General features: G+C 47.3%; 8 protein-coding genes and 1 riboswitch. Of the genes, 2 read left to right on the forward strand and 6 right to left on the reverse strand.

Translation table 11 applies throughout. The features are described 5' to 3' along the window. Window positions 1-830: 830 nt before the first annotated feature. Window positions 831-928, reverse strand: a riboswitch (cyclic di-GMP riboswitch). Between the two features lie 328 nt (window positions 929-1,256). Continuing rightward, complete coding sequence (locus BN2762_RS07440; protein WP_055106375.1) at window positions 1,257-2,288, reverse strand: DUF4179 domain-containing protein; 1,032 nt, start codon at window positions 2,286-2,288, stop codon at window positions 1,257-1,259. After that, window positions 2,281-2,784 (reverse strand): RNA polymerase sigma factor, encoded by a 504-nt coding sequence (locus BN2762_RS07445; protein ID WP_055106376.1) that lies wholly within the window; start codon window positions 2,782-2,784, stop codon window positions 2,281-2,283. The genes BN2762_RS07440 and BN2762_RS07445 overlap by 8 nt, the downstream gene beginning before the upstream one ends. Window positions 2,785-3,468: 684 nt before the next feature. On the opposite strand from BN2762_RS07445, the gene BN2762_RS07450 reads away from it, so the two are divergent. Further along, complete coding sequence (locus BN2762_RS07450) at window positions 3,469-3,870, forward strand: VOC family protein (RefSeq protein WP_055106377.1); 402 nt, start codon at window positions 3,469-3,471, stop codon at window positions 3,868-3,870. A gap of 86 nt (window positions 3,871-3,956) precedes the next feature. Here BN2762_RS07450 and BN2762_RS07455 read toward each other — a convergent pair whose 3' ends face one another. The 4 genes from BN2762_RS07455 to BN2762_RS07470 form a co-directional block, all read right to left on the reverse strand. Beyond that, entirely contained in the window at window positions 3,957-4,760 is an 804-nt protein-coding gene (locus BN2762_RS07455) for a helix-turn-helix domain-containing protein (protein WP_055106378.1), read from the reverse strand. Window positions 4,761-4,955: 195 nt separating this feature from the next. Next, a complete protein-coding gene (locus BN2762_RS27555) occupies window positions 4,956-5,690 on the reverse strand; it encodes an ATP-binding protein (protein ID WP_055106379.1) in 735 nt (244 codons plus the stop codon). Further along, on the reverse strand, window positions 5,683-6,696 hold the full coding sequence (locus tag BN2762_RS07465) for an ABC transporter ATP-binding protein (RefSeq protein WP_230202450.1): 1,014 nt from the start codon (window positions 6,694-6,696) through the stop codon (window positions 5,683-5,685). Before BN2762_RS07465 ends, BN2762_RS27555 begins: the two co-directional genes overlap by 8 nt. Before the next feature lie 781 nt (window positions 6,697-7,477). Next, window positions 7,478-8,134, reverse strand: a complete 657-nt coding sequence (locus BN2762_RS07470; protein WP_230202451.1) for a hypothetical protein — start codon at window positions 8,132-8,134, stop codon at window positions 7,478-7,480. Between the two features lie 720 nt (window positions 8,135-8,854). On the opposite strand from BN2762_RS07470, the gene BN2762_RS07475 reads away from it, so the two are divergent. Then, complete coding sequence (locus BN2762_RS07475; protein WP_074048586.1) at window positions 8,855-12,127, forward strand: non-ribosomal peptide synthetase; 3,273 nt, start codon at window positions 8,855-8,857, stop codon at window positions 12,125-12,127. The last annotated feature ends 2 nt before the right edge of the window (window positions 12,128-12,129 follow it).

The raw sequence follows: 12,129 nt of genomic DNA on the forward strand, positions 1-12,129 counted from the left end.
ACGTCCCTCCTTGTAAGTTGACCCCGCCGTTCACATCAAATGAAATACTTAGTACGTCTGTATGCTCTGATGTCGTTTCAATCATCATATCTATTTTTTGATTATTGTATATACCAACATTAGTAAAGGTCATTGTCGCTGACGGCGAACGTTCTCCTGAGGTATCTTCAGGAAAATAATAATTCTTCCCCTGAAAAGAATTACACATAGAAGCAGGAGCTTTACTGCAAAATTCGTCAATTGTTATTAATCTAGTATTCGATCCTGGTGTGATCGACACTTTCGTTTCGTCTGTAATCCTCGGTGTAAACGAGTAGTCCGCATCAATATATTTTCCCTCACCCACGTCCCCTAACATTGTCACCTTGGGATGCTGATCAATAGGTGTATTTGGTATTGTTGCAGCTTGGACAGGTGAGACTCCACTAAAAATGATCAATATTACCATGAAGCATATTAGACTGTTATGTAACCCCTTTCTCACTTCTCGTTTTAACTCCAAGTTTGTTCACCTCTTTTTGTTGTCCGGTCTTTATCATGGGAAGATTAGTACCGAAATTCGGGTATCGCTCGGGATGTTAAGGAACTGCTTAACCCAAAACCGTGTCATCACCTCCTCTTTACCTAACTCCTAAATATCCGTGATATAAGGAAGTCCTCTCCTACAAAGCCAGGGTCCAACCATGTTCAATCTATTGCCGACCCAGAAGCTCTTTTGAATCTATAGACAAGGCTTAATGCCTCGGCTAACTTAATTAAAATTTTAAATATCTCCATAAAAGAAAACTCCATCCAAAAGCAAACGCTAATAGACGGAGTCTTCCGTCGTATTCGGCAGCTGGCTGGCAGTAACATTTGCATGGCAGCAAATCCGTTAGCCCCTTTAGCTTTGCGTCCCCATTTTTCAATGGGTTTGCCCTGATCATACGAACAGTTTAATTAAAAAATTTAACCATTTAATTAAAGGTATAATATAAAAGTATGATAAGTTAGGTTCTAAGGTCTTATTTTTGTAGAAATTCATTCTCTTTTTGTCGTTTAAGAGGGGGTTTGTTACTTTTTTGTTAATTAAAGATACAAAAAATATTAAATTCTTTAGACCTTAAAAAATGCAAGCCTCCCGTAACAATCTTGTGCAGGAGGCTCGCTTACTCATGATTTAAAAGCTTAAGTAATGATTATCTGATTATCGTTGTTATCAAGTCAGAAAATACGATTACAGAAAAAAAGCATCTCAACCCACCTTCGTTACGATTTCAGTTTGTTATCGGAATCTCCTTATCAAAAAAGACAATTGATGCGATTTCGTTGTCATTAACCACATTTTCAAATGTTTTAATTGTTAAGAGGCGAGTGCCACTCTCCGTTAAATGCATTCCTTTGAACAGGCTTGTCGTTTCCGATGTACCGTCCTTGTACTTAATCGTGATTGGGTAGTTATCCAAGTATTGATTAGGGCCAATTGATTTAAATGAGCCTGCAGCTTTGTCAATTTCATCCATTGAACTGCCCTCAACCTTCAGTGAAATCGAAATCGGCGAGACGGAAACCGATTTGAGAACCGCCCCATAACCAAACATGGAAATGGTTTCGTTGACCTCATGAGGAGTAGAGTATTCCTTGAAATCCAACTTAAAATCTGTTTCCCAAATGCCTGGTATTACCGTTGTAAAAATGCCTGGAAACGGATCTGCTGCCTGTAAATCTTTGAGCCGTAAGTGAATTTTACTGCCGGCTAGGCTATTTTTCGTCATGATACTCATAACCATGCTAATTTTGTTGTCATGCTGGTTGCCATCGTCGAGGACTTTAAATCCTACCGAATGAAATTTCTGCTTTGTCGTTATGTCGTTATCCAAAAAGTGATACCGCGCTGCGTCTAATACCGTACCCTCTGGCGCAGAAAAATCCATAAAAATATAAGTCAGATTACTGTCGCCGATCACTTGCTTAATTTTAAGCGTCCCATTCTTGTTTTTAATCTCTTTATCAACCACATAAGCACCATTGGACAAATATTCTGCCTGCTCGTGGTTTACTGGATTAAGAAATTTCATAAACGTTTCATCCAACCCCATATATGCCGCTGCAATAGCGGTTGTGGCAAAGCAAACCATCAACATAGCAGCCAATACTGCGGGTCTAAAACGTCTCGCAAGCGTATACCCCTTATGCTTTTTACTTTCATTTTCTTTGCTTTTTACTAAAATCTTATGAAACATTTTTTCTTTTTCTTCGATTTTTGGCGTAAAGGCATCAAAAAGCCGATGGATATTTTTGTTACTCAAGGCAATTCCCTCCCAAATCAATTTTAAGACGTCTACGACCTCTCGCTAATTGTGTTTGAATCGTACTTTCTTTGAATCCGAGCATCCTTGAGATCTCTTTTACCGTGTACTCCTCGAAATAGTAAAGATATAACACTGTTTTATATTTTTCGGGTAGTGAAAGTAGTCTTGCTAGCACCTTCCCTGATGGTTCAACGTTACTCCAAGAAGGTATCTCCGGTAAGTTATCTAAATCAACTCGACGGGATCGCCACCAACTTTTTAAAATGTCTTTACAGTAATTTCTGGTGGTTACCGTTAACCATGCTTTTTCATGCTCATGGTCATTGAAAACCATTTGGCTTTTGATCAATTTTAGAAATACAGATTGAACAGCATCTTCTGCATCAACACGACTTTTCAAGTAGATATAGCACAGCCTATAAACTAGATCTATATGTCGTTGATATAGTTCTGCCAATTCTTTATCCGTACGCAATAAAGAATTGTTCTCCATTTTTTCGCCTCCTGTATATAACACGATCAGTGACTCGAAAATATCTCACTAGCTTATATTTTTTATATAAAGATTTAACTAATTGTCACATAACCTCAATGCCATATACATTACAAAAATCGATGAGGAAACAGAACGGAAAGCCACCACTTTAAAATGCTGAAGTACTCGCTGATCTGAGTTGCCTTCATTACACTTGTGTAAACATGAAAAATCCCCCTCGGTTCATTTGAGGAGGATTATCTCATCTTATGCTTTACTAAGCGTACTGGCATGAAACACTTGACGCTAACTTAAACGAAGATTGCGACTAATGAACACTGCTCGACAATGACCGCTTCTAAAATGTATGGTTAGGCGTTCTTCTAAACTCTGGTTCTGGTTCAGCAAAAGATATTGACGAAATTCTAACTATGAAAGTTTTGCCCACCAAAGAATAACATCTCCATCGAGCCGATCCCCTGTTAAGGCATGGAAAATTGCCCCTCCACTCTGCTCCTCGAGGACAACTTTCCCATGCTGACAAGCGGCTAACACCCCAATTTTTCACTCTTACTTAAGATACGGTTCACCATATCATCTACTGAGCGAAATCTTAGCAATCCAGAAGAAATCCACTTGTGGATCGGATGCTATACTGAGTTTATAAAAATTCAAATATGGCGAAGAAAGGATGTACGAACAATGGCTAAACACACAACCTACATTTTATCCGAGGATGCAAGATCACAAGCTGAGTTTTACACGAATGCGCTAGGAGGAGAGGTTCTCTCCATCATGACATACGGACAGCTGCCCGATTCAAATGACGCCATCAAGGACAAGGTCGTTCACCTGAGCCTTGTGGCGGGCGGAGTTAATCTCTACATGTCTGACTCCTTCGAACCGATTCATTGCGGGAACAATATCAACTTGTCACTGGAATTCGCAACGGAGGACGAAGCTCGCGAAGCCTTCGCGAAGCTTGCGGAAGGCGGCAAGGTGAAGTACCCCTTAGAACCTGCTTTCTGGGGCGCCCTGCACGGACAGCTTGAGGACAAATTCGGCGTGCTGTGGATGATTTCCAACGAGGTTAAGCCGAGCTAGACAGATCGCGCGTCCACTCCCCTATTACACTGGTTGGCCATTAGGCTGACCTTTTTATATTTTCCAGACCATAGACTCTACTTCCGCTACCAGGATTGATTCTTTAGATTGAGAAAGTTCTGCATAAGCAACGGCAAAGATACAAGAATCGGGGGATCAACTTGCCGGGCAGGATGAAGCATGACTTCCTGGTAATGTACAGGTGTATGAGGTTGAACGATAATCGGCGCGTGTGATCGGGTACGCAAGGTAGTATACGGCAGCAGAAAATCCTTCGTCTGCATCCCCCAAGAGACGGACGTTGCCATTAAATAATAAGTGCCAGGCCTGACACCCATAAAACGAAAATACCCCAATGAAGGAAGCAGTGTCCCATATAACGGGAGTCCTTCGGGAATCGGTTTGGCAAATAAGCCAATTAGAATGAACCCGTCGAACGGAACTGCCGAATAGATCTTTCCTTCTATCGTGGAGTTTCCGGGAAGCAGCACAGTATACGTCGTTTCCCAGTCGCTGAGATTCCGCAACGACTTGAAGTGCTCGTCCGCTTCTTGCGCGGATCGGCGAAACTCGGACGGCGTCACGCCTACCCGCTCGGTAAACCGGGTAGTGAACGTGCCAAGGCTCTGCTGCCCGATCTCGAGCCCGATATCGCGAATGGTCAAGTTTGTCTGCAGCAGCAGGTCTTTGGCCTTCTGCAATCGGAGAGCTGAGACATAATACAAGGGCGGAAGCCCGATCTTCTCTTTGAAGATGCGCGTAAAATGAAACGGGCTGTATAGCGCAATATTGGCCAGACGCGAAAGCTCAAGCGGTTCGTCAATATGCTTGTGAATATAGGCAATAACTTCATCGATTTCTGAATAGTGGTCTGTTCCCTCTTTCGCCATGCCATCACCCCGTTTTGAACACTTCTCATGATTTACCATATTTTAACCCAGATCCGACTTCATCGACAATGATTGTACCCAGACATGCCTGATAACATTGGGAGGCGCTTGTGCTTTCCGGGCTGCAGGGCAGGTCTCTTATCTAGCCTTCGCTCCTGGATCATAATAATGCTCCAGCAGCAGCCTCACGGCGCGTTATTTTCTTTTCCACTCGCATCTCATCTCCACGTACCCATCATTAAGCTCTGCAGACAGTTGCCCGTTCATCTTTAACATGAGACTATGGGCAATGGATAAACCCAGGCCTGTTCTTCGACTTGATCTTGATCGATCCGCTGTATAGAAGCGATCAAACAGCCTGTCTATGTCTTGCTCGCTCAAGTTGTCTGCTTCATTCCTGATGATGAGCACGATGTTGCCCCCTGCTTCCTTCAAGCTGATCGCTACATGGCCTGTCGCATGTCGGATCACATTGCTGATTAAATTTTCGAATACACGTTTAACCGCCGACGGGTCTGTCATTTCGCCGAATCCGAATAATAGCTTCCCGCCTATGATTACAATTAACGGACACACTACAGCTAGAAACATGGAACCGAGTGCCAATACGATGAATTTAGCTAAAAAGATATGACTTCTGCGATTCCCGCTCATAACGATGTTCTTGACAACCCCTATTGTGAATTCATTCGTCACAAAAAATCCGGCAAGCGTACTCAAGAATAACATGAAGTAGAATGGGGTTGTAGCAAGTGCAAGCGAAGAGAACATCTCCAGACCCGCCCCCATAAACACATTATCCATCTTCCACCATCCGATGGTAATTAGATAGTGCAGGAGGGTAAACACAACCGTTACGATGATCGTCAGTGTCCAAAACACTTTATTTTTGCCGAGTTTGAACAGCTCCATGCGCAATAAATTAATCATGGAATCCGCCCCCAACCCGTTTAGTAAAATAGCTTTCCAAGTCATCCCCGCCTGGCGCCAAATATTCAATAACCAGACCGCTGCTTGTCAAAGCCATAGATACCCTTCTGACATCATGATAGAGGCTGTAAAGCTTGATTGTGCCATCCTGCAAAACTTCATAATCCTGGGTGCCCAGTTCCATCTCAAGAACAGTTGCCGCCTTGCTTGGATCATCCACTGGGATACGTAGATGCTGCTTGCACTTCTCATTTAATTGTTCATGGGTCATTTGCTCCAGCAGTTTGCCTCTATGGATAATGCCGTACTTCGTTGCCATCTGATGAAGCTCGCTCAAAATATGGCTGGAGATCAGAATCGTTAATCCCAACTCGCGATTCAGCTTCTTGACCAGTTCTCTAAGCTCCACGATGCCTCCAGGGTCAAGGCCATTCGTCGGTTCGTCGAGTATCAGCAGCTCCGGGTCGCCCAGCAAGGCGATAGCCAAGCCTAAGCGCTGCTTCATGCCAAGGGAGAAGTTCCTCGCCTTCTTCTTCCCTGTATCCTGTAGTCCGACGAGGGCAAGCGTCTTCGATATGCATCCCTTACCCGGGATGCCTCGGAGCAGCCGATGGACTTCAAGATTATCGCGGGCCGTCATATCCGGATATAATGCAGGGCTTTCAATGATTGCCCCTACGCGCTTCCGAGCTTCAATCAACCCCGCCTCGCTGCTTTCTCCAAACAAACTGACAGATCCGCTCGTTGGCCGGGCCAGGGCAGTCACGATACGCAGCAACGTACTTTTTCCTGCTCCGTTCTGCCCGATAAATCGGTATATATCTCCCTTCTCCACGACCAAGTTGACATGATCCAGGGCGGTCTGTTCCTTGTATTTCTTCGTCAAATTTTGATGGTTGTCAGAACAGCCTGTTCCACTAGGCTCTGCCCCCTTTAAGCCGATAATAAAGTCATGAACACCGCACATAAGAAGATGATAGATAACAGGATCGCCAAAGCCGGCCATAGTCGAAACACATCCAGGGCCGTTGAGCTATACTGAGCTTGTATATTTTTCAAAAGTGCTTTTTCAAAACAGGGATAGCCGTACTTCTTAATGAGGAGAGCCAGCCCGAAGACAGATCATAAGCTACATCACTTTAGGATCATTCTCGCGAAGAGGGACAGTCGTTAGGTCTTGACCGATTCTGACGAAGCTGTAAAGACATATCGTTATAGTCCTTTTTATACACTTTGCACAGCAATTTCCTGAGTTTTCCTATGGGCATATATGAAGGAGTTTACTGTTGGATCAAAAATAATTTCATAACCTTTTCAACTAAGATATGATAAGGTTCAGCTTAGCGGGGCTATCGGCGAAAAATGCTAAAAGAGCTGATTGCGGCAGCTCCTTCGTTTGTTTTATACATTTTTAGCAAGAGCACAACTGTAATTTCGTTTTGAGGTGAGAGCCCACGCAACCGGACTTACTGTCCCGCTCAAGATGTCGCCCCTCAGCAAAAATCCGAGCCTCCAAATTTAATATTTCCGCTCCTCGTAAATTATGGTTTTGAAATACTGTATTTACAAAGGAATTCTTTTTCGATCTTCTATAAGACACTTATACATCATTCAAAGTATCCGCCAACTCTATCATACTATACAACATAAATACGCTTTATGGTCTCAACTTTACTGCTATCCAGACTACTTATCATGGCAATAAACTCGTCAGTTGCTTGCCTCGGAACATATCTACATGATCTAAAACGGATAGAGCGCAACACAGATTTCCCAACATAATCCTATTACTCTACCGTCTCATAGCGATTATTCTGCAATGCTTGCTCAATCCATCCCTCAATCTGATGCTTAGGCAGCAGGATATTGCCTCCAAAAGCATTACTCCTATGAAAGCCCCAGTCTCCATATACTAGCATATGGTACTGACTATCCATTCGTTTTACGAGTCCCCATACGCCGAGATCTCCTTGTGCGCCAGCATTTATAAATAACCAATCCCTGTAATTGAATATGTAGGGCTTCCCGAACATCTCAAAATCCTCCAAGTACCCGTTACTCCCATCTCTGACCGGAAAACGTATATTGTAATCCTTAATCATCAATACCTCTAAAACCTTAACTCGCAACCACGCTTTATAATCGTTCCGCTCAAGTACACGTTCGATGGAACATCGAACAAAAGAGGAATGCTCAATCTCCTCGGGATGAGAATCCCATCCATTAAGGCTGGAGGATACTGGGGTATATAACATCCAAAAGGGTTCTCCTATCATCATATAGAAAGGATGATATACTTTCACTGTTCTAACCTGGCCTTGCAAAGGAGGGCGATCTGTCCGTATCCAACGAGGGTCATCTAACGGGGGAACTTCATTTTCGTAATCAGACCATTCCATAACATCATTTTCGAAGCCAACGATATCAAAAAGCTCACTCTCCATCTTCACGCGCTCCGATAAACTTTTGCATGTGCCGCACACCAAGGCGATTATCTCTTGTCCCATCCATTTCAAATCCTTTCTATTAACCAACTACTTAATCAGACAGTGCATTCATAAGCACCTTGCCACCTTGTAACACCAGTACCCCGCCGGGGTTCACCAGAACCCTTAAAATTGCAGACCATCTTACTGTTTGATTGATCGGAGCCTTACGTTTTCCCTAATAATAACTACTTTATCAAACGCATGCCTTCCCTGCTATCAGTAATACTCAAATGTCCCTTCTGATTAATCGCAATGACGATGATGCAAAATTCTTGAATGATTGCTGTCTAAAAATTTCGCCGTTACTTATGATACGGTTCAGCTTAACGGGCCTATCGGCGAAAATCACGAAAGGAGCATGCCGCAGCAGCTCCTTCGGTTGTCTGTATAGAACTCTTTAACAAAACTAAATAAAAAACGTGGCGGTCCTGTTTGCATTCACCGGCTCGCGGTGCATCCGGCTCGACGTATTTACCCAAAATCCGGGCGCTGTGGACTGTACCGGCGTGCCGGTTATGCGGAAGTCAGGGCAAGAAGGGAGATCACACAGCAGAACGAATCATGAATATGGTTTAATTTCAATATTAGGTATTTATATCAAATAAATTCCAATTATGCTACAATGAAATCAAACATCGGATTACATGGAGGTAATGAAGAAATGGAGGATGAGGAATGAACGCAATGCCTACAGGAACGTTTCCGCTGACGCAAGCGCAGAAGCGGATATGGTTCATGCAAAAGATGCATCCCGATTCCGGTTTCATGAACTTTGGTTTGTCCGTTCAATTTTTGACGCAGGTGTCTCCCGATTTGCTGAAGAAGGCCATCGCCCAATTCATGCTGGAAAATGACTCCATCCGGCTCTCGATCACAACCTCAGCCTCGGACGAGCCCGGCATGCCCCGACAGTATATCAATCCGGAAGGTCCTCCCGATATCCCGCTGCTTGATTTCCGCAACGAGCAGTCGCCCGACCAGGCGGCTCGCCTGTGGATCGACGCTGCAACCAAACAGCCTTACTCGCTTGAAGCTTCCCGGCTCTATGATTTTGCTCTCCTGCGCCTTTCCGACACCGAATTATGGTTATATCTCAAATGCCATCATATCCTTGGTGACGGTACTGCCCTCGTGCAGGCCGGGGCCGACATCGCAGACCTTTATTTGTGCTTAGCCCGAGGGCAGGCGCGGGATTTTCAAAAGAAGCCTTCCTATCTCGAAGTGATCGACCGGGAGCGCGCGTATCTGGAATCGGATCGGCATGCACGGGACCGCCAATATTGGGACGAAGCGTTTCGTACAATGCCGGAACCGCTTTCTTTGGCCCGGACCGAAAATTTGACGGGGAGCCTGGAAAGCGGCCGCTACGGGTTCGCGATCGACGGCAGCAGAAGGGAGCGCGTCGATGCCTTCTGCCGGGAGGCCGGGGTCAATCCTTCGGCGTTCTTTCTTGCTCTTTTCTACGCCTATTTGTACCGGATGACGGGCCAAAGGGACATCATGCTCGCCAGTATAACTGGGAACCGGACGAGCCCCCAGGACAAGCATACCTTCGGTATGTTTGCGGGTGTGGCTGCTTTTCGTTACGAAGTCGATCCGCAGCATGCTTTTACATCGCATTGCCAAGCCTTTGCCAAAGCCTATACGCGCATGTTGCGCCACCAGAAATATCCCTATAACCAGCTCGTAGCCCGAACGAGGGAGCGCCATCCGATCACGGGGCCGTTGTACCATATCGGGGCAGAGTTTCAAGTGATGAATTTCCGCAAGGAAGACGAGATCGGTATTTCAAGCGAAATTCATTTCAGCGGCTCGATCGCGGATGAATTGCATTTTCACGTTAAGGATCATACGGCTTCCGGTATGTACCGGCTGGATTTCGAATACCAGCGGGCACTGTTCGGCGAAGACGAAATTGCGGCGCATGGCGAGCGGTACATGAATCTGTTGGACGATGTGCTGTCCCATCCGGAGCGCACCGTAGCAGACCTACGTCTACTATCGGAAGCCGAGACCAGGCGGATTTTAGCCGATTTCAACCGGACGGAGCGAGATTTCGGAACGCCGCGCACGTTTGTCGAGCTGTTCGCCGGGCAGGTCCGGCAGACGCCCGATGCGGTCGCCGTCGAATTCGGGGGCGAACGCCTTACATATCGCGAGCTAGAGCAATGGACGCGCCGGCTGGCGCACAACTTGCGGAACCGTGGCGTGGCGGCGGAGAGCGTCATCGCGGTGATGCTGCCCAAGGGGCCGGAGCTTATCGCTGCGATGATCGCGGTTCTACGCGCAGGCGGAGCGTATTTGCCGATTGATCCGGATTATCCGGCGGAACGCATCGCTTATATGTTGAACGATTCACAGGCTCCATTCCTTATGACAAAAGAAGGGATCGGACAGACAGTCACAGGTTGGATCGGCGAGGCCATTCTTGTTGAACCGAAAGAAGCGCAAGGAGGTGCGGTTGAAGAGCTGAGGGACATTCATTGGCCCTTCCCCGGGGAGGGCGATCTCGCTTATATCATCTATACCTCCGGCTCCACCGGGCAGCCGAAGGGGGTCATGATTGAGCACCGGGGACTTGGCAACCTCATTCATGCGATGAAGGAGAAGCTAGGGTTGTCCAGCCGTACGAGGATCTTGCAGTTTTCGTCGTGCAGCTTCGACGCCTCCGTGGTGGAAATTTTCCCTGTGCTATGCAGCGGGGGAACGCTCGTGGCAGACACCCGCGAAGCGATGCTGCCAGGCAAGCCGCTGGTCGAGCTTATCGGCCAAAAGGCTGTCAATCTGTTCATTTCCCCGGCATCCGTACTCGCTGTGCTGTCTGAAGTCCCGGGCAGTGTCAGCGCTTTACGGACATTGGAGACGTTGGTTTCGGTGGGCGAGTCCTGTCCTGCCGAGGTCGCTGCCGCGTGGAGCGCCAACCGGCGCTTTATCAACGCCTACGGGCCGACGGAAGCCACGGTATGGGTAACCGACCAAACGTTCGACGGCGGCAAGCTACCGCCGGATATCGGCCGGCCCATTGCCAATACGCTGGTATATGTGCTGGACGAGAACCGGAAGGCGATTCCGATTGGCGTCACCGGTGAGATATATATCGGCGGAACGGGACTGGCCCGTGGGTATTGGAACCGCCCTGAGCTGACGGCTGAGCGGTTCGTGGAGGCAGAGCTCGACTTGCCTGTGCCGGGAGCCGTCCGCTTGTACCGGACAGGAGACCTGGCCCGCTATTTGCCGGACGGAAGTCTGGAGTATATTGGGCGCGCAGACCATCAGGTCAAAATTCGCGGCCACCGCATCGAGCTGGGAGAGATCGAATCCGTGTTGGGTTTGCACCCGGAAGTCCGGCAAGCCGTGGTCGTCGTTCATGACGATGGAAGCGGCAAGCGGCTGGTTGCTTTTGTGGTCCCGGTCGCGGACGGGACGTACAAGCCGCAAACGGCGGAGCTGCGCGCCTATTTGCAGGAACGGATTCCCGCATTTATGGTGCCGCATTTCATCCGCGTGGTCGACCGGCTGCCGCTGACGCCTAGCGGCAAAGTAGACAGGGCTGCTTTAAGTAATCTCGGCTTCGAAGAACCGGTCGCGAATGAAAGCGCAGCTCCGCTCAATCAAGCGGAAGAGGTGCTGACGCAGATCTGGAAAGAGGCGCTCGGTTTGTCGCGGGTGGGCGTTCAAGATCACTTTTTCGACTTGGGCGGAGATTCCTTCCGGCTGCTGCGTGTTCATCAGCGCATCAGGGAGGCGCTGGACGATTCCGCGACTGTCGTCGACCTGTTCCGTTTTCCCACGATTCGTGCGCTGGCGGGTCACTTGAACCGGAGCCGGGGAGCCGCGCGTGAGGAAGTGCCCGGGAGCGGCAGCAGAAGCAACAGCGCGAACCGTATGGCGTTCCAGAGAAAGGAAGAAATAGAAAGGCAGAAACGGCTAAGAACGCAGAGGAGGTAAAG

It is taken from the genome of Paenibacillus ihumii, from assembly GCF_001403875.1.
Taxonomy (GTDB): domain Bacteria; phylum Bacillota; class Bacilli; order Paenibacillales; family Paenibacillaceae; genus Fontibacillus; species Fontibacillus ihumii.

Excerpts from the sequence above, each read along its gene's own strand:
- BN2762_RS07450 (WP_055106377.1), top strand. The coding sequence starts at position 3,469 with ATGGCTAAACACACAACCTACATTTTATCCGAGGATGCAAGATCACAA.
- BN2762_RS07455 (WP_055106378.1), bottom strand. The coding sequence starts at position 4,760 with ATGGCGAAAGAGGGAACAGACCACTATTCAGAAATCGATGAAGTTATT.
- BN2762_RS07475 (WP_074048586.1), top strand. The coding sequence starts at position 8,855 with ATGAACGCAATGCCTACAGGAACGTTTCCGCTGACGCAAGCGCAGAAG.
- BN2762_RS07470 (WP_230202451.1), bottom strand. The coding sequence starts at position 8,134 with ATGGAGAGTGAGCTTTTTGATATCGTTGGCTTCGAAAATGATGTTATG.
- BN2762_RS07465 (WP_230202450.1), bottom strand. The coding sequence starts at position 6,696 with ATGGCCGGCTTTGGCGATCCTGTTATCTATCATCTTCTTATGTGCGGT.
- BN2762_RS27555 (WP_055106379.1), bottom strand. The coding sequence starts at position 5,690 with ATGATTAATTTATTGCGCATGGAGCTGTTCAAACTCGGCAAAAATAAA.
- BN2762_RS07445 (WP_055106376.1), bottom strand. The coding sequence starts at position 2,784 with ATGGAGAACAATTCTTTATTGCGTACGGATAAAGAATTGGCAGAACTA.